This window comes from Bacillus mesophilus (assembly GCF_011008845.1).
GTDB classification, from domain to species: domain Bacteria; phylum Bacillota; class Bacilli; order Bacillales; family SA4; genus Bacillus_BS; species Bacillus_BS mesophilus.
In genome coordinates, this window is the sequence record NZ_JAAIWM010000002.1 from 682,840 (window position 1) to 709,186 (window position 26,347).

Annotated in this window: 28 protein-coding genes and 3 other annotated features; of the genes, 3 read left to right on the plus strand and 25 right to left on the minus strand. The window is 37.1% G+C overall.

The features are described 5' to 3' along the window. Positions 1–25 precede the first annotated feature (25 nt). From polX to zapA, 3 genes are all read right to left on the minus strand, one after another. On the minus strand, positions 26–1,738 hold the full coding sequence (polX, locus tag G4D63_RS08890; protein ID WP_163179269.1) for a DNA polymerase/3'-5' exonuclease PolX: 1,713 nt from the start codon (positions 1,736–1,738) through the stop codon (positions 26–28). Positions 1,739–2,074: 336 nt separating this feature from the next. Next, positions 2,075–2,608 (minus strand): CvpA family protein, encoded by a 534-nt coding sequence (locus G4D63_RS08895; RefSeq protein ID WP_163179492.1) that lies wholly within the window; start codon positions 2,606–2,608, stop codon positions 2,075–2,077. 5 nt (positions 2,609–2,613) lie between these two features. Continuing rightward, positions 2,614–2,874, minus strand: coding sequence for a cell division protein ZapA (gene zapA / locus G4D63_RS08900; RefSeq protein WP_163179270.1), 261 nt, complete (start codon positions 2,872–2,874; stop codon positions 2,614–2,616). A 145-nt stretch (positions 2,875–3,019) separates the two neighbouring features. Here zapA and rnhC point away from each other — a divergent pair, with 145 nt between their 5' ends. Together rnhC and G4D63_RS08910 are read left to right on the plus strand one after the other, a co-directional pair. Beyond that, positions 3,020–3,961 carry a ribonuclease HIII gene (gene rnhC / locus G4D63_RS08905; protein ID WP_163179271.1) on the plus strand — a complete coding sequence of 314 codons (942 nt, stop codon included), beginning with the start codon at positions 3,020–3,022 and terminating at the stop codon, positions 3,959–3,961. 156 nt (positions 3,962–4,117) lie between these two features. Next, positions 4,118–4,705 (plus strand): CBO0543 family protein, encoded by a 588-nt coding sequence (locus G4D63_RS08910; protein WP_338023899.1) that lies wholly within the window; start codon positions 4,118–4,120, stop codon positions 4,703–4,705. 45 nt (positions 4,706–4,750) lie between these two features. On the opposite strand, the gene G4D63_RS08915 is transcribed toward G4D63_RS08910, so the two are convergent. The 5 genes from G4D63_RS08915 to G4D63_RS08935 form a co-directional block, all read right to left on the minus strand. Then, entirely contained in the window at positions 4,751–5,293 is a 543-nt protein-coding gene (locus tag G4D63_RS08915; RefSeq protein WP_163179272.1) for a GNAT family N-acetyltransferase, read from the minus strand. 117 nt (positions 5,294–5,410) lie between these two features. Beyond that, on the minus strand, positions 5,411–7,828 hold the full coding sequence (pheT, locus tag G4D63_RS08920; RefSeq protein ID WP_163179273.1) for a phenylalanine--tRNA ligase subunit beta: 2,418 nt from the start codon (positions 7,826–7,828) through the stop codon (positions 5,411–5,413). Positions 7,829–7,845: 17 nt separating this feature from the next. Further along, on the minus strand, positions 7,846–8,880 hold the full coding sequence (gene pheS, locus G4D63_RS08925; RefSeq protein WP_163179274.1) for a phenylalanine--tRNA ligase subunit alpha: 1,035 nt from the start codon (positions 8,878–8,880) through the stop codon (positions 7,846–7,848). A gap of 80 nt (positions 8,881–8,960) precedes the next feature. Further along, positions 8,961–9,195, minus strand: a binding site (T-box leader). Positions 9,196–9,256: 61 nt separating this feature from the next. Next, entirely contained in the window at positions 9,257–9,970 is a 714-nt protein-coding gene (locus G4D63_RS08930) for a YwaF family protein (RefSeq protein ID WP_338023898.1), read from the minus strand. A gap of 38 nt (positions 9,971–10,008) precedes the next feature. After that, complete coding sequence (locus G4D63_RS08935) at positions 10,009–10,761, minus strand: TrmH family RNA methyltransferase (protein ID WP_163179275.1); 753 nt, start codon at positions 10,759–10,761, stop codon at positions 10,009–10,011. A 124-nt stretch (positions 10,762–10,885) separates the two neighbouring features. Here G4D63_RS08935 and sspI point away from each other — a divergent pair, with 124 nt between their 5' ends. Beyond that, on the plus strand, positions 10,886–11,095 hold the full coding sequence (gene sspI, locus G4D63_RS08940) for a small acid-soluble spore protein SspI (protein WP_163179276.1): 210 nt from the start codon (positions 10,886–10,888) through the stop codon (positions 11,093–11,095). Between the two features lie 46 nt (positions 11,096–11,141). Here the strand turns inward: sspI and G4D63_RS08945 are convergent, their stop codons facing one another. The 17 genes from G4D63_RS08945 to coaE form a co-directional block, all read right to left on the minus strand. After that, complete coding sequence (locus G4D63_RS08945; protein WP_163179277.1) at positions 11,142–11,630, minus strand: GNAT family N-acetyltransferase; 489 nt, start codon at positions 11,628–11,630, stop codon at positions 11,142–11,144. A gap of 80 nt (positions 11,631–11,710) precedes the next feature. After that, positions 11,711–12,799: a M42 family metallopeptidase gene (locus G4D63_RS08950; RefSeq protein WP_163179278.1), complete on the minus strand. Its 1,089-nt coding sequence runs from the start codon at positions 12,797–12,799 to the stop codon at positions 11,711–11,713. A gap of 71 nt (positions 12,800–12,870) precedes the next feature. Then, on the minus strand, positions 12,871–13,362 hold the full coding sequence (locus G4D63_RS08955) for a dUTP diphosphatase (protein WP_163179279.1): 492 nt from the start codon (positions 13,360–13,362) through the stop codon (positions 12,871–12,873). 90 nt (positions 13,363–13,452) lie between these two features. Further along, complete coding sequence (locus G4D63_RS08960; RefSeq protein WP_163179280.1) at positions 13,453–14,028, minus strand: TVP38/TMEM64 family protein; 576 nt, start codon at positions 14,026–14,028, stop codon at positions 13,453–13,455. A 69-nt stretch (positions 14,029–14,097) separates the two neighbouring features. Beyond that, on the minus strand, positions 14,098–14,367 hold the full coding sequence (locus G4D63_RS08965; protein ID WP_163179281.1) for a DUF1294 domain-containing protein: 270 nt from the start codon (positions 14,365–14,367) through the stop codon (positions 14,098–14,100). Between the two features lie 300 nt (positions 14,368–14,667). After that, positions 14,668–15,027: a 50S ribosomal protein L20 gene (gene rplT / locus G4D63_RS08970; protein ID WP_163179282.1), complete on the minus strand. Its 360-nt coding sequence runs from the start codon at positions 15,025–15,027 to the stop codon at positions 14,668–14,670. Between the two features lie 115 nt (positions 15,028–15,142). Further along, positions 15,143–15,340 carry a 50S ribosomal protein L35 gene (gene rpmI, locus G4D63_RS08975; protein ID WP_149218201.1) on the minus strand — a complete coding sequence of 66 codons (198 nt, stop codon included), beginning with the start codon at positions 15,338–15,340 and terminating at the stop codon, positions 15,143–15,145. A 24-nt stretch (positions 15,341–15,364) separates the two neighbouring features. After that, on the minus strand, positions 15,365–15,892 hold the full coding sequence (gene infC, locus G4D63_RS08980) for a translation initiation factor IF-3 (RefSeq protein ID WP_163179495.1): 528 nt from the start codon (positions 15,890–15,892) through the stop codon (positions 15,365–15,367). Positions 15,893–15,911: 19 nt separating this feature from the next. After that, positions 15,912–16,049: a sequence feature (ribosomal protein L20 leader region), on the minus strand. Positions 16,050–16,106: 57 nt separating this feature from the next. Next, positions 16,107–18,044 carry a threonine--tRNA ligase gene (gene thrS, locus G4D63_RS08985; RefSeq protein ID WP_163179283.1) on the minus strand — a complete coding sequence of 646 codons (1,938 nt, stop codon included), beginning with the start codon at positions 18,042–18,044 and terminating at the stop codon, positions 16,107–16,109. 319 nt (positions 18,045–18,363) lie between these two features. After that, positions 18,364–18,600: a binding site (T-box leader), on the minus strand. Between the two features lie 97 nt (positions 18,601–18,697). Continuing rightward, a complete protein-coding gene (locus tag G4D63_RS08990; protein ID WP_163179284.1) occupies positions 18,698–19,543 on the minus strand; it encodes a putative sporulation protein YtxC in 846 nt (281 codons plus the stop codon). Positions 19,544–19,994: 451 nt separating this feature from the next. Continuing rightward, entirely contained in the window at positions 19,995–20,936 is a 942-nt protein-coding gene (gene dnaI, locus G4D63_RS08995) for a primosomal protein DnaI (protein WP_163179285.1), read from the minus strand. A gap of 18 nt (positions 20,937–20,954) precedes the next feature. Continuing rightward, positions 20,955–22,361: a replication initiation and membrane attachment family protein gene (locus tag G4D63_RS09000; RefSeq protein ID WP_163179286.1), complete on the minus strand. Its 1,407-nt coding sequence runs from the start codon at positions 22,359–22,361 to the stop codon at positions 20,955–20,957. A gap of 89 nt (positions 22,362–22,450) precedes the next feature. Further along, positions 22,451–22,909: a transcriptional regulator NrdR gene (gene nrdR / locus G4D63_RS09005; RefSeq protein ID WP_163179287.1), complete on the minus strand. Its 459-nt coding sequence runs from the start codon at positions 22,907–22,909 to the stop codon at positions 22,451–22,453. A gap of 124 nt (positions 22,910–23,033) precedes the next feature. Then, positions 23,034–23,408 (minus strand): cytosolic protein, encoded by a 375-nt coding sequence (locus tag G4D63_RS09010; protein ID WP_205603800.1) that lies wholly within the window; start codon positions 23,406–23,408, stop codon positions 23,034–23,036. Positions 23,409–23,530: 122 nt separating this feature from the next. Then, positions 23,531–23,911, minus strand: coding sequence for an adenosylmethionine decarboxylase (speD, locus tag G4D63_RS09015; protein ID WP_163179288.1), 381 nt, complete (start codon positions 23,909–23,911; stop codon positions 23,531–23,533). 501 nt (positions 23,912–24,412) lie between these two features. Further along, positions 24,413–25,444, minus strand: a complete 1,032-nt coding sequence (locus G4D63_RS09020; protein WP_163179289.1) for a glyceraldehyde-3-phosphate dehydrogenase — start codon at positions 25,442–25,444, stop codon at positions 24,413–24,415. Between the two features lie 293 nt (positions 25,445–25,737). Beyond that, a complete protein-coding gene (gene coaE, locus G4D63_RS09025; RefSeq protein WP_163179290.1) occupies positions 25,738–26,340 on the minus strand; it encodes a dephospho-CoA kinase in 603 nt (200 codons plus the stop codon). Positions 26,341–26,347 lie beyond the last annotated feature (7 nt).

The window sequence follows — 26,347 nt, forward strand, 5'->3', positions numbered from 1 at the left end:
TGTTCACTCCTATCCTTCACCGCGCTTAGTGATGTCTACTTAAAAACTTTTTAAGCTGATGAAGCTCTAACGTATTTATTACGTTCTCCTTGCGAATCCAACCTTTTCTTGCTGATGATATACCAATTTCCATATAGTCTAGCTGATTTATATGATGTGCATCTGTATTAATCACTATTTTAACTCCCGCGTCTTGCGCTTTCTGAATATACTGCGAAGCTAAATCAAGACGATGAGGATTAGCATTTAGTTCGAGTGCTGTATTTGTTTCTTTTGCTAATTGAATAAGTAGGTCCATATCAACGTCATATCCATCTCTTGAGCCAATAATTCTTCCAGTAGGATGGGCAATGATATCAACATGAAAGCTATCAAAAGCCGTTTTTAATCGCTTCATAATCGTTTCTTGATCCTGAGTGAAACTTGAATGTATGGATGCTATAACAAGATCCATTTCCTCCAAGAATTCATCATCATAATCCAGTGTCCCATCCGGTAATATATCCATTTCAACACCTGTTAAGATTGTAAAATGTTCAAATTGTTCATTTAATCGTTGTATTTCCTCACGTTGCCGTTTAAGTTGCTCAACATTTAACCCATTAGCCACCCTTAAATATTTCGAATGATCTGTAATGGCCATATATGAATATCCTTTTGCGATACAGGCTTTTGCCATTTGCTCAATCGTATGCGCTCCATCACTCCAAGTAGAGTGCATATGAAGATCACCCCTTATATCACGTTGCTTTATAAGGGGAATTTCATCTTGAAATAACTCAACCTCATGCTCTCCTTCTCTAAGCTCCGGAGGAATAAAGGTTCTATTAAAAAACTGAAAAAATTCCTCTTCTGATTGAAAAGTAATTACCTCTCCAGTCTCATTGTTTTCTACTCCATATTCACTGATCTTCAAACCTCTTTCTTTTGCCAACTGCCTCATTTTTACGTTATGATCCTTCGAACCTGTAAAATGGTGAAGAGTGGTGGCAAAGGCCTTAGGCTCGACAATTCTAAAATCAACTGAGACCTCATAATCATAATCCAGTGTCAAAGACACCTTTGTGTTACCACTCGCAATAATATCCTTAATTCCATTTATACGTAGCAATTGTTCTTTAATGGATTCCGGCTTCTCGGTTGATATAATAAAGTCTAAATCTTTAATGGTTTCTCTCATTCTCCTCAAGCTTCCTGCCCGAGAATAAGAAACTACATCGATCATGTTAGCTAATTGTGCTTCAATTTGCTCAGCAATCTCCAACATAAAGGCTATTGGTAAGCGCTCTGGTCTTGTACCGGCATCACGGACAGCCTGAAGAATCTTTTGTTCTGATTTTTCACCAAACCCAGGTAGACCTTTAACTTTACCCGCTTCACATGCTTCTTGCAGACTCAATAGATCAGTCACACCTAGCTCTTGATATAATTTAGCTATCTTTTTGCCTCCTAAGCCCTGTAGCTTTAATAACGGAATGAGGCCCTGAGGGACTTCAGCCCTTAGTTCTTCTAGTACAGTAGATCTTGCAGTTTCTATATATTCCTGAATAACCGAAGCTGTTCCTTTACCAACACCAGGTAAAGCAGTGACATCTCCTATTTCATCAATAGGTCGCTCATCCTGTTCAATTGCATTGGCTGCTTTTCGGTAGGCAGCAATTTTAAATGTATTTTCTCCCTTAAGCTCCATATATATCGCGATTGTTTCCAATAGTTTTATGACATCCTTCTTATTCAAAGAAAACACCGTCCTATTTTGTTCTATAAAAATGATACTAAGAAATCCGAAAAAAGTACAATAAACCGTTGAAAGACAGAACTAGTAGTTACGTAGATAATTAACGATTTTGCGATTGTGACTACTTTTCACGGGATAATCCCTCGGTTTCACGCAATTAGGGGTGGGAATGGGTTATGAAAGTTCGATCATTGTTAAAATACCACCTTACTTCTGTGTACAGGCTTTTAAAATCAACTTATAGCCTACCTAATGAAAAACCTCTCACTACAATAGTAATGAGAGGTTATTAGCTACGGTTATCTATTAATACCAAAATCTGTTGCTCATAAAAACTCACATTCCAATCCATAAATCATGAATTGTCCCTGAAAAAATGGGTGTATGCTGGACGATTGACATGGCTATAAAGGAATCTTGCATATGTGCTTGAATCATTTCGACTGGAACTAGAGCACCTATATAAAGTAATATAAAGACAATTAAATATACCTCAACAAAGCCTAAAACCGCACCAGCCCAACCATTGAGTTGCTTTAAGATAGGCAAATGCGCAAGAAAGTCTAACATTGAACCTAATATTTGCATCATAATTTTAGTTCCAAAAAACAACATCGCAAAAGCAATTGCGCGGTAGTATGCCATTTCTAAATCCTCATGAGTAAAGATAAGTGACATCATTCCACCATCATTCACTACCGGGTAAGGAACCCATAGCTCGAGCTTTGGAGCTAGATCATCAAAATATAAATATGACACTACAAAAGCAGCAATAAAGCCGGTTAAGTGAACGATTTGAAGGATAAAGCCTCGCCTTAATCCTATTAAAAAACCGATCCCGAGAATAAGTATAATTGCTAGGTCTAGCATTTCTGTCAACCCTCTTCATTCTTGATTTTTTGCTGTAGTGCTTCTAATTCATCCTTTAATTTTAAATAATCATACACTACATTAACCGCTGTCAATACAGCAAGCTTGCTACTATCTAAGTTCGGATTTTTATCACTGATTTCTCTCATTTTATCATCCACTATTGAGGCAACTAATCTGATATAGCTTGTACTGTCACTACCCACAATAGAATATTGTTGACCATATATATCTACTGTTGTCCTTGTTTTTTTCTGTTCAGACATTTTAGTAGCCTCCTGTAACTAACAATCCTAAAATATATGATAACATGAACATTTACGATTGGAAAGAACTAGTATAAGTAAGGTATGATAGAGTCACTATGTATTCATACCTCTACCACTATAGAATAGAAAGGGAGGCGCTTTTTTGTCTACCAAAGTCATTAAAGTAAATGAAGCGACAATCACTCAAATGAAGACCCATTATAAACAACATCTACTAGAAAAAATCCCCCCGGGAGGAGTATTTGCAGCCAAACATCCCTCTTGTATGATTACAGCTTACCGCTCTGGTAAAGTCATGTTTCAAGGGGCAGGTGCCGATTCAGAAGCTGGGGTATGGGAACATCAATCTAGTGAAGTAACGCCGAAAGCTAAAGCAGCGCAGCCCAAAGCTAGAAATGATCAATACTCTGTACCAAGCAATATTGAAGAACTAGCTATCATAGGATCTGATGAAGTAGGAACTGGAGATTATTTTGGTCCTATCATTGTAGTTGCTGCCTATGTTCAACCAAAGGATATGGCGTTATTGAAAGAACTAGGAGTAAAGGATTCTAAAGGATTAAAAGATGACCAGATTATAAAGATAGCAAAGGACATAAGGCAAGTGATCCCACACAGCGTATTAATTTTACATAACGAAAAGTATAATAGCCTTCAAGCTAGAGGGATGACACAAGGTAAAATAAAGGCATTGTTACATAATAAGGCGATTGGCCATGTCCTTGATAAGATTGACCCAGAACAACCAGACGGCATTCTAATCGACCAATTTGCCGAGCCAGATATATATTATCGCCATATTAAAAATGAGAAGCGTATTATTAAGAATACTGTTTATTTTAGTACTAAAGCAGAAGGGGTTCACTTATCAGTTGCAGCTGCGTCCATCATTGCTAGATATGTTTTTGTAAAAGAGTTTGATAAACTTAGTGAAAAAGCTGGAATCACTCTTCAAAAAGGGGCCGGAGCCGGGGTAGACAGAATCGCAGCGCAGCTTATTAAAAGCAAGGGTGAGACCGTACTTACAGAAATAGCAAAGGTTCATTTTGCCAATACAGAGAAGGCTCGAAGACTGTTACGATAGGTGAAAACCTAAAAAAGAACTGGTAGACCATAGATCAATTCCTTACTTCATAGGGTTGGTCTTTATTTATTTCCACTAATTGGCTGCCTCACCAAGATACTTTTTTTAACAAATCTGCAAATAATATAATCAACAAATGGTGTGGTGGGGTGTTTCGTGGGAAAAGAACATCTGGAGTCGTATAATAAGATAAAATCCATGCAAGAGCAGCTTTCTAAAATACAATCTGATTATTGGTATGACTTTTCTGGTTTTGACACCTGGCAATTTTGGGTGATTTTAATTTTTTTCTTTTTAGCACCGTTAATCAGTTTATTTTTCCTTCTTGATCAAAAAGAAAGGTTTTCGGTCGGCTTTTTTGGATTTAATATTCATGTGTGGTTTGGTTATATTGACCGGATTGGAAGTGAAAATGGTTACTGGGGCTATCCTTATAAACTAGTACCCTTCATTCCAGGAAATATTTCAGTAGATGCTGCACTGGTTCCCATTTCATATATATTCGTTTATCAATGGACAAAAAAGAAAAAGAAGAACTTCTACATTTACGCAACTGGATTGTCCTTATTTTTTTCTTTTATTTTTAAACCAATTATTCACTCACACCAACTATTTGAGTTACATAAAGGAACCAATTACTTTCACTTGTTTTTACTATATTGTCTAATATTCATTTTTTCTAAAATTGTTACGAATATTTATGATAAATTGCCTTTGAGAGGCATGAAACAATCGTCTAATTAAGTTACTTGGTCGGGTTCATTTTTTACATGTGTAGAGAAGGATCTTCTATCGATTTTGATCCTTCCTCTCCCGCCATTCTTCCTCTAAGATACTCATTTCCCACATATTCCAGTATTCTTCTCCGATTTTTCTAAAATCCCGAAGTAATCCCTCTTTTTGGAATCCTACTTTTTCGTAGCAAGCAATTGCCCCTTTATTAAAATCAAATACACCAAGACTGACCCGATGCATGTTTAAATCGGTAAAAGCGATGCGGAGTACCTCTTTCATCATGTTCTCGCCAATTCCTTTTCCTCTTAATCCCCCATCACCGACCAATACTCTTCCAATTCTAGCTGACTGGTGTTTTCGGTCAATTCTTCCTAACGATAGGTGACCAATAGCAGCTCCTGTTGCTTTGTAAATTACTTTATAAATGAACATATCAGAATGTTCATGGTTCGCATCTTTTATATATTCTTCTAACTGCGACTTATCTAGAGGATAATTGAAGCTATCACCGCTCCATTGAACATTAAATACTGGCGATTTTACCCAGCCTATTAACTGATCAAAGTCGTTTCTATCAAAATAGTGTAATTCAATCAAATTAAAACCTCCTGTAAGTAGGATACCTTAAATAAGGAGCTCTTCATTAACAAAGCTATAAAGTAATAGTTAAAAATGGGCCTATCGGAAATTCCAATAGGCCCTTTTATTACTATTTTATCCTCTAAGTACTGCTCCCGTTTTCTCTTCAACTGCTGCTAATACTTTAGAATGTGTAGCCACAACGACATCATCTGTTAGTGTACGTTCCGGATCGAAATATCGTAATGAGAAGGCTAGGGATTTTTTACCCTCTTCCATTTTGTCACCTTCATATAAATCGAATACATGTACCTCTTTTAAGAGATTACCACCAGCAGCAACAATAATTTTCTGTATATCTCCTGCTGTAATTTCTTGATTTACAACTAAGGCAATATCACGAGTGATCGAAGGATACCTTGGAACAGGGCGGTAATCAACCTTGTCACCAACCAGAGAAACAAGCTTATCCAATGATAATTCGAATACGTAAGTTTCTTGAAGATCTAAGTCTTTTTGGGTAGATGGATGAACTTGGCCAATATATCCAATATAGTCACCCTCCACAAAAATATGCGCCGTTCTACCAGGGTGAAGGTCATTTCTTTCTGCTGCTTGATACTCAATTCCTTTAATTCCTACTGTATCAAATAGTCCATCTAAGATACCTTTTAGCACGTAGAAGTCAACCGGCTTCTTTTCCCCTTGCCATAAATGAGTTTGCCATAATCCAGTTACAGCACCAGCGATTCGTTCTATTTCCTTTGGTAACTCACCTTTTTGTGTCGGAATAAAGACAGACCCCACTTCGTAGAAACCAAGCTGATCAACTTGTCGATGAAGATTATATTTAATCACATCAGTAAGGTGTGAAACTAAACTTAGACGCAAGACACTACGATCTTCACTCATTGGCATAAGGAGCTCAACTGGTTCAAGTCTTTCCTCTTCATTTAAAAAGCGATGAATCTTTTCCTTGCTTGTTAAAGAGTAAGTAGTTGCTTGATACAACCCTGCACCCTCTAAATAGCGTCGAATCTGTCTACGTAAACGTTGACGATCTGTTAAACTCCCTGGAGTTTGCTCCCCTGCAGGAAGAGTTACCGGTACACGGTCATACCCATAAAGTCTAGCCACTTCTTCTACAATGTCCTCTTCAATCGTAATATCGCCACGGCGTGTGGGGATTGAAATTGAGAATTCACCATTATCTTCTTTATATTCAAACCCTAATCGACGAAGAATATCCCCAACTGTATCACTAGTTAGCTCCATTCCGATCACATTATTGATTCTTGTAAGAGTGATCGTCACATTTACTGGTTCTAACTGGAGAGAGTTAGCCTCCACACTACCTTTTAAAACGGTACCCCCCGCATATAATGCCATTAGCTGTGCAGCACGCTCGGCTGCTTCGTTAGTACGTTTAGGATCAATCCCTTTTTCATAACGAGTACTTGCTTCACTACGAAGACCATGCTCCTTAGAAGCTCTCCTAATCGTCCCACTAGCAAAATAAGCAGATTCAATCAGAACATTTTGTGTGTCTCCCGAAACTTCTGAGGTTGCTCCCCCCATTACACCTGCAAGAGCAAGAGGTTGTTCCCCATTTGTTATCAAAAGATGGTTTTCAGTAGCCGTTCTTTCTACATCATCAAGTGTGACAATTTTTTCGCCAACATTAGCTCTTCTAACTAAAATTTCTTTAGACCCAATTTTGTCATAATCAAATGCATGAAGCGGTTGCCCATACTCTAATAAAATATAGTTCGTGATATCTACAATATTGCTAATCGGGCGAATTCCTGCTGCCATTAGACGACTTTGCATCCAATATGGAGATGGACCAACCTTCACATCTTTGACAACCTTTGCTACATATAAAGGATTATCTTCCTTTGCATCGACATTTACAGTAATATAGTCTGATGCCAATTCGCTTCCTTCTTCATATTGAATTGTTGGAAACTTCACTTCACGGTCAAGGATTGCTGCTACCTCAAAGGCAACACCTAACATATTTAAGCAGTCAGCACGGTTTGGCGTTAAGCTTAGCTCCAAGATTTGATCATCTAAATTTAGGTTTAATAGCGCATCGGCTCCAACCTCTGCGTCATTTCCGAACACATAGATCCCTTCGGAGAATTCTTTAGGAACAAGCTTACCTTCTACTCCTAGCTCCTGAAGGGAACAAATCATTCCGTTAGATTCTTCACCGCGAAGCTTTGCTTTCTTAATTTTAAAGTTACCAGGGAGAACTGCTCCAACTGTTGCGACAGCCACCTTCTGTCCTTTAGCCACGTTAGATGCTCCACAAATAATTTGAACAGGCTCACCCTGACCTAGATCAACTAAGCACTTATTTAACTTATCTGCATTCGGATGCTGTTCACATTCCACTACATGACCAACAATTACTCCGCTGATCCCTTTGTTCAGGACTTCTACACCTTCAACTTCAATTCCACTCTTAGTAATAAGTTCAGCTAATTCATGTGCTGAAACTCCTGATAAATCTACATATTCACTTAACCATTTATATGAAACAAACATGTTAGTTCTCCCTCCTCTTACGCTCGTTTAAATTGATCAATGAAACGTCTGTCATTAATATAGAAATTTCGAATATCCTCAATACCATACTTTAGCATCGCAATACGTTCAGGACCCATTCCAAATGCAAATCCTGTATATTTCTTAGAGTCAAAGCCGGCCATTTCTAATACGTTTGGATGAACCATTCCAGCTCCTAAAATCTCAATCCACCCTGTCCCCTTACAAACGTTACAGCCTTCACCATGACAAATTTTGCATGAAATATCCATTTCGACAGATGGCTCTGTAAAAGGGAAGAAAGATGGGCGTAAACGAATTTTTCGATCTTCTCCAAACATCTTTTGAGCAAATACTGTTAACGTTCCTTTTAAATCGCTCATCCGAATATTTTCATCCACTACTAATCCTTCAATTTGAGTGAATTGATGTGAATGTGTTGCGTCATCATTGTCACGACGATACACTTTACCTGGACAAATAATTCGTACTGGCCCCTTACCTTCGTGCATCTCTAGTGTTCTCACCTGAATAGGTGACGTTTGAGTACGTAAAAGCGTTTCTTCAGAAATGTAGAATGAATCTTGCATATCACGGGCTGGATGACCCTTTGGAAGGTTTAAGGCTTCAAAGTTGTAATAATCACTTTCTACCTCAGGTCCCTCTGCGATGGTATAGCCCATGCCAATAAATAAATCTTCAATCTCTTCAACAATAGCAGTCAGTGGGTGATGATTCCCTTTCCGGACAGGTCTGCCTGGTAGCGTTACATCAATTTTTTGAGAAGCAAGCTTCTTTTCAACCTCAGCTTGTTCTAATGTAGCTAACTTCTTTTCAATTGCATTTGTAATGGCTTCTCTAACCTTATTTGCCACTTCACCAATTATAGGACGCTCCTCTGCTGGAAGCTTCCCCATTCCCTTAAGCACTTCCGTAATTGGACCTTTTTTACCTAAAAAACTAACCCGGATATCGTTCAGTTCTTTTAAATCTTGTGTTCCTTGAATTTGTTGTATTGCTTCTTCTTGAAGTTCTTGTAAACGTTCTTTCATATGTCATCCTCCTTTATCCTTAAAGACGATTGCGCCTTATATTTCAACTTTAAAAGAATACAAAAAAGTCCTCTTCCCAAGAAAGGGACGAGGACTTGTGTTCGCGGTACCACCCTAATTACTAAAACACAATGGGTTTTAGTCACTTCATTGTCATAACGGCTCTTCACCGGAGCACCTTTACGAAATACATCGGTCCAAGTGTCAACTCAAGAGGTGAATTCACTTATCTCTTCCATAAAGGTGCTTTCAGTCTAGGACACCTTCTCCCTATATGGTGATGAACAAGCTACTAGTCTCTATCAACGTTTTTTAATTTTATATGTAATTTATACTATATGATAGTACATGAAAGTGTTGATAAAAACAAGTCAATTTAGCTCCTTGTCCTTTTTTCTTTCAACCAGAAGGGAAGATATAATAGTGTAAAGAAGAAGACTGCCGCCGCTTCTAGGGTAAGAATGTAGTAGGGATATGGACCAAGGTAGTCTAACAAACTTGGGTTTGATGGTTTTCTAGCAAGAAACATATAGTTTCCACCTGTCCACTTGTTTACGAAGAATACAAAGATCGCTAGTATATTCAGAACAATTAAAGCTCTCCAAATTGATTTAAAAGTAGGTTCATATTTCTCAATCCACACCATGTATAAACAAGATAGCATAATGGCAATATGACCGATAAAAAAATGAAAATATCGGTAATGTGGAAAATCATAAAAAAGTTCAGGTGTAAGTAATGCTTGAATTGCACCTGCTAGTCCTAAAAAATAGGTGATTTCAAATACACGATAGCTATTCATGATAAGCATGAAAATACAAAGTAGTAAGGAGATGGAGCAAAGCTGAAGTGGTAAGGTGTCATAAGGATCCCAAATACCTGTAACCGAATACCAAGTATATAAAGAAATTTCACATAACAGTAATATCCCTATTAATATATAACGGTATATTTTCTTTTTCTTTCTTATTGCCTCTCGATACGAAAATAGCATAACGCTTAAAAAGCCAAAGATAAGAAGCATCACTATATGTGATATTGAAAATAGTACGAATGGATTACTTGTTTTTAATGTGAAAAAAGCTAGCACACTCACCCCACCTCTCGCTTGTCCACTCAATGACTATTTTATCCTCTTAAATAATACAGTAAAATTCCTGCAGCAACAGTTACATTTAGGGATTCAGCCTTCCCATGGATCGGAATATATAAATTCTGGTGTGTTAAAGAGAGTAGTTCTTGTTGAACTCCTCTGCCTTCATTCCCCACAATAAGGGAAAAAGGACCCGTATGTTTTATATTCTGAAAAGGTTCCGCTTGATCTAGTGAAGTTCCAAAAATCGTATGTCCTGAATCCCTAAGTTGTAAGATCCGTTCATATAGATTCCCCTTACTAATAGGTATATGAAAGATAGAACCTTGTGATGCTCGTAAAACCTTACTGTTGTAGATATCAACTGTCCCTTCTCCTATCACAATCTGATCCACACCAGCCGCATCAGCTGTACGAATCAATGTTCCAAGGTTGCCAGGGTCTTGAACAGCATCAATTAATAGGACTGAATTTGTTGTCCGTTCTAAATCAATGGATGGTTTTCTACAAATAGCCGCTACTCCTTGTGGGGTCTCAGTGTCACCGATTTCATTCAATACCTCTTCTGCTACAATGTACACTTCAACCTCATCAAGATTCCAGTGATGTGGCATTTGAAAACTTTCAGTAAATAGAACCTCTGAAATATTCCCCTTATATTTAAGAGCCTCTTCTACGAGATGCACACCCTCTATCAAAAATAGACCTGTTTTATCTCTTTCTTTCTTGGTTTGTAACTTTTTCCACTGCTTAACCTGTGGATTTTTCTTTGATTCAATCCTTTTCATTGATCACATTCCTTTGCGTAGCTATATGACTCACATTATATCGTAATCTCTATACATAATTAAAGCACCACTGTAAACACTATAATTATGATGTATCCAATATTTTCATTTGAGGTGAATGATAATGAACTTAAATTTACGTAATGCTATTATTTCAAATGTTCAAGGTAATAATCAACAAGAGCTACAAGAAACAATTCTTGATGCGATTCAAAGTGGTGAAGAAAAAATGCTTCCAGGACTAGGCGTGTTGTTTGAAGTGATTTGGCAGAATTCTTCTAATGATGACAAGCAAGAGATGCTTACAACGCTTGAACAAGCTCTAAGCAAATAAAAAACTAGGACCATAATTATTTATGGTCCTTAACTTTTATGTACTTTTAGATGGTAAAGGTTTGAACCAAACAATTCTCATCTTCGACTAATTCTTCTCTTTCAATGAAGCTAATTGAAAATTCCCTGTAAACACTCTTCCAAAATGAAACTGCAGGGGTATTATTTATAAGTTTAATTACAAAATAACTACCTCTCTTCTCACTAAATAGTAAGTGGAGAGCTTTTTTCCCGTAACCCTTACCTTTGTATTTATTTAATATAAAAATATCATTAATGCCAAGATCATTTTCTTTTTTCAAAAATGGTCGTTCTAATAATAAAATGAACCCTAGAATATCCGCTCCATTTTTTATGAAGTAAGGTGTTATTCCTTCTACTTTCCAAAAAATGTCTAAATCCTTAAAGTGAAAGAATCCATCTTCACCTATATCAATATTTGTTGTGAATTTAGACAGATCATGAAGGTATAGTGAGTATAGATTCCTTAAAATTACTTTATCTTCTTCTAAAACCTTTTGAAGAGTTACAACCATATTTTTTTCTCCTTTAAACCTCTATTATAAATAACAACTAAAAACAGCATGACGTTAAGTTCGTCATGCTGTCCCCAGAATTAATCAAATGTTAATTCTTTCACTTTATCAGCATCTAATCGTTTAATTACCTCAGTAATTAACTTCACTGCATGCTCGTAGTCATCACGGTGAAGCATAGCCGCATGTGAATGGATATAGCGAGTTGCAACTGTAATAGCGAGAGAAGGTACACCATTTGCTGTCATATGAACAGCTCCAGCATCCGTTCCACCACCAGCAATGGATTCAAACTGATATGGAATACCAAGCTCATCAGCTGTATCTGTCACGAAGTCACGTAATCCCTTATGTGAAACCATTGAAGCATCATACAGGATGATTTGAGGACCCTTCCCCATTTTGCTTAATGCTTCTTTTTCAGACACTCCTGGAGTATCTCCTGCAATTCCAACGTCTACACCAAATCCAATATCAGGTTGAATCGTTTGAGCAGCAGTTTTTGCACCACGAAGGCCAACCTCTTCTTGTACAGTTCCTACACCATATACAATATTCGGATGGCTTTCACCCTTTAGGTTTTTCAACACATCAATAGCAATTGCACACCCAATTCGGTTATCCCATGCTTTCGCCAACAGCATTTTTTCATTATTCATGACAGTGAATTCGAAGAAAGGTACAACCTGGTCTCCCGGGCGAACGCCAAATTCCATAGCTTCTTCACGGCTTGATGCACCAATGTCGATAAACATATCCTTAATTTCAACCGGCTTTTTACGTGCTTCCGGAGAAAGAATATGAGGAGGCTTAGAGCCAATAATTCCGGTTACATCGCCCTTACGCGTCACGATTGTCACACGTTGAGCTAGCATAACCTGTGACCACCATCCACCTACTGTTTGAAAGCGCAGAAAGCCTTTATCATCAATTTGTGTAATCATGAAACCAACTTCGTCTAAATGGCCAGCCACCATGATTTTTGGTCCATTTGCATCTCCAACCTTTTTAGCAATTAAGCTCCCTAAGCCATCAGTCGTTACTTCATCAGCAAAAGGTTCTATGTATCTTTTCATCACATCTCTTGGTTCTCTTTCATTACCAGGGATTCCTTTAGCATCTGTTAAATCTTTAAGCATTGTTAGTGTTTCATCTAATTGTTTTGTCATCTGAGTTTCCCCCTTATATGTATGCCTTATTATTATATCGGATTCCGAAGTAAATGTACAAAATTATCTGACTAATAACCAGTATTCTGTCTTTCATGGTTAATTAGGTTTTTCTTTAAATAGGCTTCTTCCATATCAATAATACTAAAGGACAAAGCTTGTCCTAATTGAAAATAAGCTGAAATTAGTTTTACGTACCACTCTTTAGTAGGGTTCTCTTTAAGTGCAAGCGTTAGTCTATAAACCTCCATAAATAATGAAACAATATCCTGATCAGAAGATGAAGTCTCTATATCCGTTAGTTCCTCGTGAACATTCAGTTCAATTCCTAAAGATAAGATAAAATGAACACCATCGACATACTCTTCTAAAATTATCTTGGTATCTGAAGAAGGTTTCTTACTCCAATACTTAAAGCATCTAGTTTCATTAGCTAGCTCACCTAGTTCAACTAACAAAGCAAGAACCTTACGTTCAAACAGTGATTCATTTTCCAGGCCATGCTCTTTTTTGATTCTTTCATCTAGCTCCTGCTGCAAATTAAATAAACGTGTGATATTCATCTATTTCAACCTCCAGTTTTTATTATAAAACAGCCTGCTTCTCTTTAATACAGTCCTAATAAAATTAACCCGTCATATGACAGGTTATTTTTAGCTTGCCTTTTCTACGAAGAATTCCTTCCACTTAATACGAATTTGCTTTTCCCTTAATACGTAAAAGAGAATCGTAAAGGTAGCCAGTATCCCAATAATGATTGACAGAGACAGCGTACTTATCGATTGTCCAAAGAATGTATAAAGAATAGCCAACGGAATATTAGTTAGAAATGATTTCTTTGTAAAACTGAAAAGATTTTTCTTTCTTTCTAACATGATTAAAGATAGTAAATGATACTGCATAAAAGGTACACATCTTAATAAAGCAATTTGCCCATAAGTAAAAGAAACACGATCTCCTAACCACTTTTCTTTCATTCTTTGAATCTTACCAAATGTCTTTGGCATTGTTTGATGGAAAAAATAAAAGAGAATGCAGGAAAGCGTTAAACCTACTAGCGAATAGATGCTACCCAAAATGGTCCCAAATAAAATCCCACCAACGAGACATAAAACCGTAACTGGTAGAAATAAAAACTGCCGTAAGCTATGAAAGAGTATGAAAACAATTGGTGCCCATATCCCACTAGATTCTAAGAATGCAAATAACATTGTCATCGTTTGATCCATGGTGACTCCTCCCGGTTGTGATGACCTTCGGGGCAAACTACACTCATGTATATACAACGGTACGAGCAGTTATGACATTCTTTGCAGAATATAAAATAGAAGTACTACTTGAAGGATAATCATAAACGGAATCCCTAACGTAAAAGATATGTGCTTCGTTTTATGGCGAAATTTCCTCATACTTATCCATATCCCTAAGGCACCACCGACAACGGCTATAAACCAAAGGGTACTCTCAGGGGTTCGCCATTCTTGTTTAATTGCTTTTTGCTTATCCCGGTACATGATTATGGACGAAACTAGATTAATGATTAATAAATACACTAACAAATACATCATTTAATTGGCTCAACTCTCTTTTTGTTTATATCTTTGTAGTTAATTAGTTATACAGTTCTAACTTTGTTTGTCAGAATCCTTTTTTTACTATGAACTGTCTACTATTCTTGTAACTCTGGATCTTTTTCTTGCGACTTTTTGAATTTTCTTGCTGATTCCTTAGTTTTTCTTGCGAGTCTAGATCCTTTTCTTGCGACTTTTCAATTTTACTTGCCGGTACTCCAGTTTTTCTTGCAACCTTCCTCTTTAAAAAATAAAAGAAAAGAGTCATCCTCAATGAGAATGACTCTTTATATAGTATTACTTGTTTAGGTTAGATTTAGCAACAGTTGCTAATTCAGCAAATGCTTTTTCATCGTTAACAGCAAGGTCAGCTAACATTTTACGGTTAACTTCGATTCCTGCTTCCTTTAATCCATGCATTAAACGGCTGTAAGAAAGACCGTTAATACGAGCTGCCGCGTTGATACGTGTGATCCATAACTTACGGAAGTCACGCTTCTTTTGACGACGGTCACGGAATGCATAGTTGAAAGACTTCATTACTTGTTGCTTTGCTACTTTGAATAAAGTATGTTTTGAACCATAATAACCTTTTGCTAACTTTAATACGCGTTTACGACGCTGACGAGTTACTGTACCACCTTTAACTCTTGGCATTGTGTTCCCTCCTATATATCAATCCATTATATTTCGATTCATTTAAAACTTTTTCTAGGAATTAAGCTCTGGCACTAATGCCTTGAGTAATGTTCCTTATTACTACGTGCTAGAATTACTTGCTTCCAATCATGAAGCGAATGCGCTTGTAATCTCCACTGCTTACTAATGCAGCTTTACGAAGCTTACGCTTTTGCTTTTGAGACTTGTTAGAGAATAAGTGACTTGTATAAGCGTGTGAACGCTTAAGCTTACCAGATCCAGTTTTCTTAAAACGCTTAGCTGAACCTCTATGAGTTTTCATTTTAGGCATAGGGAGTTCCTCCTCAACTTTTAATTAATCGTTTTTTGGTGCTAATGGTGCTAGAACTAAAAACATGCTTCGGCCATCCATTTTTGGATGCGATTCAATCGTACTAACATCCTTACATGCTTCTGAAAAGCGGTCAAGTACGCGTTGGCCAATTCCTTTATGAGTAATAGCACGACCTTTAAAACGAATAGATGCTTTTACTTTGTCACCTTTTTCAAGGAACTTAATAGCATTTTTTAATTTTGTGTTAAAGTCATGCTCGTCAATCGTAGGGCTTAGACGAACTTCCTTGATGTTAATAATTTTCTGATTCTTACGTGCTTCTTTATCTTTCTTTTGTTGCTCAAACTTGAACTTACCGTAGTCCATGATACGACATACAGGTGGTTTCGCTGTAGGCGCAACCATTACTAAGTCAAGATTTACATTCTGTGCGATCTCAAGTGCTTCCTGACGGGATTTGATACCTAATTGGTCACCATTTGCTCCAATCAAACGTACTTCACGTGCACGAATGCCCTCGTTAACCATCATGTCTTGTTTACTAATAATAAGCCACCTCCGATAATAGTCAATAAAAAAAGTGTGGGTGTTTATAGAACACCCACACTAAACGAAATGTATAATTTATACATTAACTCTTTTCGTCGAAACCTGTTAACTACATATGTGTCGATCAGGTGAGAAGCGGGTGCTCCTTCTTAAATGAAAGCTTATTTAATTACCTTAACAAATTTACCATGCCTAATTAGAACTGTCAAGCTATTTACTTTTTTATTTCTCCTAATACAGAAGAAATGAAGTCTGAGAAAGGAACTGTCTCTGAATTCTGGCTTCCGTACTTACGAACGTTCACCGCATTTTCTTGTATTTCATTATCGCCTACTACTAGCATATACGGGATCTTCTGCATTTGTGCCTCACGAATTTTATAACCGATTTTTTCATCGCGAGAATCTAATTCAACACGGAAGCCCTCAGCCTGTAACTCTTCTTGAACCTTTTTCGCGTAATCTAAGTGCGCTGATGGAGAGACCGGAATCACTTGTACTTGTACAGGAGCTAACCAAGTAGGGAATGCACCTTTGTACTCTTCTATTAGGAAGGCTACAAAGCGTTCCATTGTTGACACAACCCCACGGTGAATAACTACTGGTCGATGCTGTTTTCCATCTTCTCCAACATAATTAAGATCAAATCTCTCTGGTAATAAGAAGTCAAGTTGCACAGTTGATAGTGTCTCATCCTTACCAAGAGCAGTACGAACCTGAACATCTAACTTCGGACCATAAAATGCTGCTTCGCCTTCTGCTTCATAGTAATCTAATCCAAGGTCATCCATTGCTTCCTTTAACATACCTTGTGCCTTTTCCCACATAGCATCATCATCAAAATATTTCTCTTTGTCTTCAGGATCACGATAAGAAAGACGGAATGAATAGTCCTTGAATCCAAAGTCCTTATAAACTGCTTCAATTAGGCGAACCACTCGAATGAACTCATCCTTTATTTGATCAGGACGGACAAAAATATGTGCATCATTGAGAGTCATTCCACGAACACGCTGTAAGCCTGTTAACGCTCCGGACATTTCGTAACGGTGCATTAATCCCAGTTCTGCAATTCGAATTGGAAGCTCACGATAGCTATGAATGTCATTTTTATAGATCATCATATGATGAGGACAGTTCATCGGGCGTAAAACTAGGTCCTCATTATCCATTGACATAACAGGGAACATTCCATCCTGATAGTGCTCCCAGTGACCTGAAGTTTTATAAAGCTCCACGCTTCCTAATGCAGGAGTATAGACATGTGAGTACCCAAGGCGGATTTCCTTGTCCACAATATAGCGCTCAATAATACGACGAATAGTTGCACCTTTAGGGAGCCATAGTGGAAACCCTTGGCCTACCTTTTGAGAATTTGCAAAAAGGTCAAGCTCTTTTCCTAATTTACGATGATCTCTTTCTTTTGCTTCTTCTAGTAGACGTAAATGTTCTGCTAGATCTTCCTTTTTGAAGAAAGCTGTACCGTAAATACGTTGAAGCATTTTATTTTTGCTATCTCCACGCCAGTACGCACCAGCCACACTTAATAATTTAAATTCTTTAATTTTTCCTGTAGCTGGTAGATGCACCCCACGGCATAAGTCAAAGAACTCCCCTTGCTCATAAATAGAAACAGCTTCACCAGCAGGAATTGCTTCTAGTAGCTCAAGCTTTAGCTCATCGTCCAACTTAGCGTACATAGCTTGCGCTTCATCACGAGTTACTTCTTTACGAACAATGTCTAAATTCTCATTAGAAATTTTCTGCATTTCCTTCTCGATTAGTACTAAATCGTCATGAGTAATGGCCTGATCCATATCAATATCATAATAAAAACCACTCTCAATAACTGGACCAATTCCAAGCTTTATATTCTGTTCAGGGTACAGGCGCTTAACAGCCTGAGCTAGTAAATGAGCTGTACTGTGTCGCAGAATCTCCAGTGCTTCCTCAGAGTCCTGAGTGATAATAGAGATGCTCCCATCCTGTTGAATAGGGCTGCGTAAATCAATTACTTTTCCATCTATTTTTCCTGCGATTGCTTTTTTCTTTAGGCCAGGACTGATAGATGCCGCGATATCTTCTGTTGTGGTGCCTTTCTTAAACTCCTTAACCGCTCCGTCTGGAAATGTAATGTGTAGCACTTCTGACATCCTTGTTCACTCCTTTAAAATTTTTAAATTTATATAAACTCACTCATGCTTTGATGAGTAGGTTTTATAAGGCTTAAGAACATCTTGTTAGATTTTCTTTAAGAAAAGCTGTGTTATAACCTTGTTGTTGATTTTCGTTACAGGACACTCGCTTTCCGCGGGGCGTGCGTTGAGCCTCCTCGGCATTCGCCTGCGGGGTCTCACCTGTCACGCTGCTCCCGCAGGAGTCTCGCGTCCTTCCACTACAAACAACTCTGCATGAAATCAAAATTGCTCATTAACAAAGCCTTAATAAAAATAAAAAAACCCGTCCCTATAGAAAAGGGACGAGTTTAATATCGCGGTTCCACCCTTCTTTCCAATGAGAAATACAACCTTCATTGGCTTAGAAGTTTATATAACGGTTTTAGCCGTTAGCACATAATTAGATCATATAATCTGTTCTGCACTAAAGTTTAGAGGTGGTAAATTCATTTTTCGTGTTAGGAAGGTTACAGCCAAGCCTTCCCTCTCTGGGAACCGTAAAAAGAATTCATATCCTCATCATTACTGATTATTTATGAAGTTGATTAGATTATGTAGGTATTATATGCAGAATAACAGAAGAAATCAAGTAGGATTTAATATTTTTTTATTTTATATTTCTCCTATCATTAATGCTGCTGTTCATAAAATCGTTCATGCGGTAAAACCTTCACTCTTTCTTGGAAGATATTCATAACCATCTGGATCATTCCATGGTCAACATCTAAGACATATAAATAAATTTCCTTTGGACAAATTAAAAGCAATGGTGCTATTAACTCCTGATCAACCTCAAAGCCCTTAACAGAGATAAAATCATCCTCTAGTGATTGAACCTGATAGGTAAAGTGGTCAAAATTTTCATCATAAAATAGGAATCTCTCATTCTCGTAAACTACATGAACCTGACTAAATGCTGTACGTGTTTTTGAACCAATATATTTTCGTAAACTCTCTATAAAATCCTGGTAATCTTGTTCTAGCTTGTATTCATCAATTGCCACTTCTATGTAATCAAGAAGACGATTATAGTAATCTTTTAATCTGAATTTTAGAAACGCTTCAAAAGAAAAATAAATGTTTTGATTCGATAAAAAGATCGTTAATGCTTGAGTAAGCAGTTCTTCCCTTCGATACCCTTCTCTGAGTTGTGGATGAAGATTTGCTTCATCCTCACTAATAATGGAGTATACCATTTGGATAATCTGCTGTTGCTCCGATTCATCATGGAAAAAGAAAACAGTCGATAATAAGTTGCGAAACAAAGTTGGTTCTTTTCTTTTAATGATGAACTTTGATAAGGCCGGAACTATATATGTTTGAATCATATATTCTTCATTTCGGTTAACCTTTATGTAAAGAGTATTATTTTTTTCAGTAACCACTTCCAGGTCACGATTAGAAGTACCTGCTAGTGATAAAAGAAGTTCCTTAACATCATGTAAATCTGATGCGTGATTAAATGAAATCTGCATATTGGTTGTCCCCCCATTTCGGCACCTGTTTCTATTTATATGAGGGGGAATGAAAAAAATGATACTTGAGGACAAGAAAAGGACAACATATCGTCATCGTTCTAAAGAACAAAAGGCGCAAGCGCCCCGGCAGATGAAGGCAGGCTAAGTGCACAACCTCCTGTTGCAACGCCTGCCTGACCTGCATCCTGCAGGCCTCCGACAAGCAAATGTTCCTACATCAAAAAAAGGGTGCTCTTTTCCTTTTATTGATGTAGGGTTATTTGACCTAGGAAAAAGTGTATTTTCTTTTTCCATCAAGGTAGGATGAAATTGCAAAGATCGTCGCAATTTCATCTTGACTGGGTGCTGAAGCCGGATTCAAATGCACTAGTCAAAGTTATCAATAAGTGAAAAATTATATAATTTCATAAATAACAAAAAAAAGAGGACCAAATTTTTTGGCCCCTTCTTACGCACGACGATTTTCATCAATCAATTCAATTTCACTTGCTAAATATCTTACTCTTTCTAATATTCGTTGTGCCTTTATACCTTCTTCTTCACCTTTTTGTGAGTAGGTGTAATGACGGAGTAATTCCTTCATACTTAGGTTAGACGAGAAAAAGGTTGGTAGGCGCTCTAACATACGATGCTGTAGGATGGGTCCAAGTATTTCATCTCTCATCCAACTTGTCATCGACTCGGCACCAATATCATCTAACATTAATACAGGGGTCTTTTTGGCCGCCTCTAGCTTAGCACTAAATAGTTGGTCGTTCCCCATTACCCCTTTGATTTCACGGATATATTCAGGGAAATACACGATCATCGACTCAGTATTTTTGATGGAGGCTAGTTCATTTGCGATTGCACAAAGTATAAAAGTCTTACCTACGCCAAATCCACCACTGATATATAACCCTTTTACTCGCTGGTTTTCTCCGTAGCTTTCAATGAATTCCCATACTAATTGTTTAATCCTGAATCGATTCTCATCATCTTCATAAATATCATGTATAGAAGCCTTTAATAAATCAGATGGAATGTAAACCGATTTAATTTTACTTTGCTTTTCTTTCTGACTGTCATACTGCACTTTTGATGGGCATCTTGTATAATCAATCTCGATGGACTGCTTGTCCTTTAAGATAAGCTGTGGATGATAGCCCTTTATCATATTTTTACACTCACCTAGACTTGGGCAGCCCTGACATTCCTTGCTAGCGGTACTGTACTCATAGAGCTTCATGATTCCTCTATCAAAGATCTTACGATTTAGAAATGGACGATGCTTTTCTAGGAAGTCCTTCACATATGGATCACTTAAGATCACTTCTTTGAATCGTTCATATTCACTTTCAAACCTGCTATTATTGGAAAAACGATTAAGGGTATCTTTAATGGACTTCAATTCTTCTCCCCCCCTTTACTAAGGTGTTTCTCGATTTTTATATTTCTGGATCCGATCATTAAGTTTTTTACGCTCTAGCTCCAAGTCAGTTTGACTGGTTACTTCCTTTTTTCTCTTTTCAACATACTCAGGGTCCGTCATCCATTCAGGTAGTATTTCCTTACGGATTGGCTTACGCAGTCCAGAGCCAGGATTTTGTTTCGTTTTTTGCTCTTTCTCTTTATATTCTGCTACATCTTTCTCAAATTCAACAATTTGATCTAACGCTTCTTTTACCGTTTTAATTTTCTGCCTTGCCCAGTTACTAGCTGTATTTTCCATGTACTTTTTATTAAGATTCATTTTCTTTTTATTAACCACATAGTCAAGTAATACATTCACAACACCTGGTAGAATGTGCTGGTTAACCATGAGACTTTCTACAATAGCTAAATCGGAGCTAGTTGGTAAAGCTCCTCCTGCGAGCTCAATCAGATAATCCTTAGGAGATGTTGTTTCAAAATGTCTAATTCTTTTTTCTTCCTCAGTACGTGGTTCTAAGTATCTCATATTTTGATGTTTTAGAGGTTGTATTTTTTCCGATAGCTTTGGCATGCGACCGAAGTTTTCGATTTCGTAAAAAGTTTTTGCCTTCTCAGAAAGTAGGTCTAAATCTAACTCATCTTCATCACCAAAAGTTGCGTCCATTACTACCTTCTGCATATCAAGAGGAGTTAATCCGTACACATAGGCTAAAAGTTTAACTCGCTTGATTACTTCATCAGTAATCAGACTTCGAGGAACAAAGTTTTCGGATAAACCATATATAAATAATTCAAGGTCAAAGTCAATATTCCCTACTCTTACTTCCGATCTACCTTCTCTGTTCACATAGGTATCAGTAAAGGAATCATTGTCATCAAGTTTTAATGAATCTTGCTCTTTTGTGTGATAAACATCAGAAAATGTTTGGGATATTTCCTTAAACTCAGAATGATTAATGTCTTTCGTAATAAATAGTGATTTTAACTTTGTATATCTATGTTCTCCTACTTCACGCTTTAAAAGTATTCCATATGGAAAATCAGATCCAAAAAACATGGAAGGTGATAATGGGGATCTAAGCTCATAAATAAAGTTTTTTATATCTGGTGTCTCCTGCACATAAGATCGAATCAAACCAATTCCTTCAAGTTTTTTTCTCGCCATAAGGATTTGATCCAAGTTCGTTTGTAAGGACTCCATTAATTGTTTATGAGTGGAGGGTGATCCCCAGTATTTATATACCTCAAGTTCGCCCCATAATAACATGTACAAAGAGAAGCTAAGAGGACCAATCAATGGCTGATATAAAAGTGTGAGAACTCTACGATCAAACTCATGTAACGCTGTATCAGTTTTGACCAGATATTGATCTTTAGGTAATACTTCTTTCCAAGATTGCATGACGATCCTCTTTCTTTAGTTAAAGTTAATCTTTTAATGCTCTGTAAGAAAAAAAGAGCTCGTAGCATAAAGCGCCTAAGCTCAGGATGTTAATTTCTTGTTTTAAGTAAATCTTTTAATTCATCAATAAAAACATTTATATCTTTAAACTGTCTATATACAGATGCAAAGCGAACATACGCAACATCATCAATTTTTGCTAAACGGTCCATGACCATTTCACCGACAGCGTCACTCTTTACCTCTGAAGTACCTTGATTCCTTAGCTCAACTTCTACCTCATGAGTGATATCCTCTAAACGCTGTAAAGGAACTGGGCGCTTCTCACAAGCTTTAATGAGTCCACGAAGGATCTTTTCTCGACTAAACTCCTCGCGAGTACCTTCTTTTTTCACGACAATAAGAGGCATTTCTTCTACCTTTTCAAAAGTCGTAAATCGATATTGACATTCTTCACACTCACGGCGCCTTCTGATAGATTTTCCATCATCCACGGGGCGCGAATCAAGGACTCTTGTTCCGTTATGCTGACAGCTTGGACACTTCATAATATCAACTCCAAAAGCTTCTTATATAGATTATATACGGTGCATGTTGTAATTATCCTATACCTTAATCTTATATAAAAGAAATGCATTAGACAAGTACATTCCGAATATTACTAATCCCGTTTTAATTTCCTATACGAGTTAGCTTTTGGTCGAGTAGAGTATACAATTTCACAACCATTGCACGGCTATAGCCTAGATTGATTAGTCCTTCGTAAGTTAATGAAAAATCGACTGCTGTTTCAATAGGTCTCACTGATATTACTGTTATGACAAGAAAGGCCTTTTTAGGTGCTGTAATCTCTACACTTAATTCGCCATGTTCAGTTGAGACGGATGTTATTTTATAGCCAGGTAACTCCCTAATTAATTCTTCAACAGCTGTAAGAGCTTTTGCTTTATTTGTCTTGTAATAGTGTGTTTTCAGCAAAGGATCGTCATGGTGATCTTTTGTTTCACAGTGCTTCGAAAAGAATTGCTTGATCTTTTGAAAACTCATTATAAACACCTCTTTTATGTAAACATATTTTTTATTAAATATAATGGCGCAGACGCCACCTTGTAAAATTTCTTAGACTATTAAAAAAAGAGGTGTTGATTCACACCTCTTCGTTCTTTAACTTATAGTGCTTTAACTTTAGCTTGCTTCACTTGAACTGGTCCCATTCCACGAGGAATTTCAATATTTTCACGTGTTTGAGCGCCAAGTGCCTCTGCGATAAAGTCAGCTGCAATGTTAGGATCTAAATGACCACAAGTATAAACATCAATACTTGCATAGCCATGCTCTGGAAAACTGTGAATCGTTAAGTGTGATTCAGAAATAATAACAACCCCACTCACACCTTGAGGAGCAAATTTATGAAAAGCTACCTCACGTACCTCAGCACCAGACTTTAAAGCTGCATTTACAAACGTTTCTTCAATATAGTTCATATCGTTTAATTTTTCAAAGTCGCAACCCCATAACTCGGAAATTACGTGTCTACCCATTGTATCCATTTATTACTTCCCCCTTTGAAATTTTAGGTGTACATGAATTCTTTCGCATATGGTATGCACTAACTACCACGGGGGAAAGTTAGTCCTAAGAGGTCCTAACCCTTTAAGTAGCCACATTACCGAAGCTTTGGTAAGAAGTTCACGAATCATAGTATACTTTGTTTAAATAATTTTTGCAACCTATGAACTACTATTTTTTTCTTCTCGGAACTGTGGCTAGGTCATCCTTTACTTTTTCCTTTCTTATTCACATTATTCGTAAGCTTACACAGAGCCTTTCATTGGATGTTTAGGCTCGTTATTAGAGAAGTAAAATAAAATAGAAAGTATTTTGGAGCAGGTCAAAATTCACATCCAAACTTTTAGTAAGAAATCAAAGTTGTTCGATATTTGCTGTTTTTTTTGGGCTTGTACTTTCTAACGCTAGGTAGGTTCTCCTCAGCTTCACTATCCACTGTTCAAAAACAAATAAAAACACCTGAATAAACAGGTGTTTAAATATTAGTAAGCAGATACTTCTTCTAATTTCTGTAGCTGACTTGCAACTAACGCAGTTAATTCTACTACTCTCGTCGAGTAACCCCACTCATTATCATACCATGCTAACACCTTTACTTTTCTATTCCCCATTACCATGGTAGATAAACCATCAACGATTGCAGAATGGTCATTTGTATTAAAATCAATTGATACTAAGGGCTCCATTGTCACATCTAAGATACCTCTTAAAGAGCCTCTTGATGCGGTAATAAAGGCTTCGTTAATCTCTTCAACTGTTACATCACGTTTTAAGTCTACAACTAAATCAACTAGTGAAACATTTGGAGTTGGAACACGTAAAGCCATACCGTGTAGCTTTCCCTGTAAGCCAGGTAGTACCTTTGCCAAAGCTTTGGCAGCTCCTGTAGTAGTTGGGATAATTGACTGCCCACAAGCTCTAGCGCGTCTTAGATCCTTATGTGGATTATCTATATTTTTTTGATCATTCGTATAGGAGTGAACAGTTGTCATTAAGCCATTCTCAATACCAAATTGCTCTTCTAACACTTTTGCCACTGGTGCTAAACAATTTGTTGTACATGACGCATTAGAGATTACAAAATGATTTTCTAAATCCAGCTGATTGTCATTAACGCCCATAACAACGGTTATATCCTCTTCCTTACCAGGCGCAGTTAAAATTACACGTTTTGCTCCAGCTTCAACATGAAGCATAGCCTTTTCCTTAGAATTAAATTTACCTGTTGCTTCAATAACGATATCAACATTTAACTCTTTCCAAGGAAGTTCCAAAGGATCTCTTGAGCTTACCAGCTTGATTTTCTTTCCATTTACAATTAAGGCGCCTTCTATCGCAATAACATCACCATCAAATTTCCCATGGATGGTATCATACTTTATTAAATGTGCTAAAGTTTCTGCAGGATAGCTTGCGTTTATGGCAACAATCTCTAATTTGTCCTCTTGGATTGCCTGTCTGAATACCATTCTTCCAATACGGCCAAACCCATTGATTGCTATTCTTCCTCTCATGTCTGTTTCTCCTCCATATATGTTATACTTTTTATTATTTATCTTACTATTAGTATAACATAAAGGAGTTCCGATGTGATTGTTTTTTTTATTTTTCGCTAAAATTAATGGAACAAACTAATAATGAGTTATACTCATGTCTTTTTTTCTTCTTAAAGTTACCCTGATAAGGAAATTTTCCCAGATCTTGCACTTTACCAAATAAATATAAAAGAATTTTTAGATATATCCAAAAAAACTTGTCGTAAACGACAAGTTTTCTGAAATTCTTTTTTTATAGTACGAAGACAGTCTTATAAAATATGCCACTCTTTTAAAATTCCCTCAAGTTGGGCTTTTGTTTGTGATAATGTTCCATTATTATCAATCACGTGATCTGCCAATTCCTTCTTCTCAATAAGTGGCATTTGCGATTGGATCCTAGCCAATGCTTCTTCTTTTGAAAATTTATTTCTTTCCATTAGTCGTTCTAGTTGAATTTCTGGATTAACAAATACAACCAGTGTTTGATCGACCATATAAGTAAGTTTACTCTCAAATAGTAATGGAATATCAAGGACTACTGCACTTGCCCCCGAATGAATATGCTGTTCCTTTTGAGCCTGCATCTCGCTTCTGACAGCAGGGTGTACAATACCATTAAGCTTATTCCGCTTCTCTTCATTATTAAAAATAATCGAGCCAAGTTTAATGCGGTCAATATTTCCGTCCACATCTAAGATTTCTTCTCCAAATGCCTCAACTATCCCAAGATACGCTGGTTTTCCGGGTTCTACTACTTCCCTAGAAATAACATCTGCATCAACAATAGGAATATTGTACTCTTTAATCATATTAGCTACCGTACTCTTTCCACTTGCAATTCCACCTGTTAAACCTATGATTTTTAGTCCCATATTTCCT

Excerpts from the sequence above, each read along its gene's own strand:
- G4D63_RS08895 (WP_163179492.1), bottom strand. The coding sequence starts at position 2,608 with ATGCTAGACCTAGCAATTATACTTATTCTCGGGATCGGTTTTTTAATA.
- zapA (WP_163179270.1), bottom strand. The coding sequence starts at position 2,874 with ATGTCTGAACAGAAAAAAACAAGGACAACAGTAGATATATATGGTCAA.
- pheT (WP_163179273.1), bottom strand. The coding sequence starts at position 7,828 with ATGTTTGTTTCATATAAATGGTTAAGTGAATATGTAGATTTATCAGGA.
- pheS (WP_163179274.1), bottom strand. The coding sequence starts at position 8,880 with ATGAAAGAACGTTTACAAGAACTTCAAGAAGAAGCAATACAACAAATT.
- G4D63_RS08935 (WP_163179275.1), bottom strand. The coding sequence starts at position 10,761 with ATGAAAAGGATTGAATCAAAGAAAAATCCACAGGTTAAGCAGTGGAAA.
- sspI (WP_163179276.1), top strand. The coding sequence starts at position 10,886 with ATGAACTTAAATTTACGTAATGCTATTATTTCAAATGTTCAAGGTAAT.
- G4D63_RS08945 (WP_163179277.1), bottom strand. The coding sequence starts at position 11,630 with ATGGTTGTAACTCTTCAAAAGGTTTTAGAAGAAGATAAAGTAATTTTA.
- G4D63_RS08950 (WP_163179278.1), bottom strand. The coding sequence starts at position 12,799 with ATGACAAAACAATTAGATGAAACACTAACAATGCTTAAAGATTTAACA.
- G4D63_RS08955 (WP_163179279.1), bottom strand. The coding sequence starts at position 13,362 with ATGAATATCACACGTTTATTTAATTTGCAGCAGGAGCTAGATGAAAGA.
- G4D63_RS08960 (WP_163179280.1), bottom strand. The coding sequence starts at position 14,028 with ATGGATCAAACGATGACAATGTTATTTGCATTCTTAGAATCTAGTGGG.
- G4D63_RS08965 (WP_163179281.1), bottom strand. The coding sequence starts at position 14,367 with ATGATGTATTTGTTAGTGTATTTATTAATCATTAATCTAGTTTCGTCC.
- rplT (WP_163179282.1), bottom strand. The coding sequence starts at position 15,027 with ATGCCAAGAGTTAAAGGTGGTACAGTAACTCGTCAGCGTCGTAAACGC.
- rpmI (WP_149218201.1), bottom strand. The coding sequence starts at position 15,340 with ATGCCTAAAATGAAAACTCATAGAGGTTCAGCTAAGCGTTTTAAGAAA.
- thrS (WP_163179283.1), bottom strand. The coding sequence starts at position 18,044 with ATGTCAGAAGTGCTACACATTACATTTCCAGACGGAGCGGTTAAGGAG.
- G4D63_RS08990 (WP_163179284.1), bottom strand. The coding sequence starts at position 19,543 with ATGCAGATTTCATTTAATCACGCATCAGATTTACATGATGTTAAGGAA.
- G4D63_RS09000 (WP_163179286.1), bottom strand. The coding sequence starts at position 22,361 with ATGCAATCTTGGAAAGAAGTATTACCTAAAGATCAATATCTGGTCAAA.
- nrdR (WP_163179287.1), bottom strand. The coding sequence starts at position 22,909 with ATGAAGTGTCCAAGCTGTCAGCATAACGGAACAAGAGTCCTTGATTCG.
- G4D63_RS09010 (WP_205603800.1), bottom strand. The coding sequence starts at position 23,408 with ATGAGTTTTCAAAAGATCAAGCAATTCTTTTCGAAGCACTGTGAAACA.
- speD (WP_163179288.1), bottom strand. The coding sequence starts at position 23,911 with ATGGATACAATGGGTAGACACGTAATTTCCGAGTTATGGGGTTGCGAC.
- G4D63_RS09020 (WP_163179289.1), bottom strand. The coding sequence starts at position 25,444 with ATGAGAGGAAGAATAGCAATCAATGGGTTTGGCCGTATTGGAAGAATG.
- coaE (WP_163179290.1), bottom strand. The coding sequence starts at position 26,340 with ATGGGACTAAAAATCATAGGTTTAACAGGTGGAATTGCAAGTGGAAAG.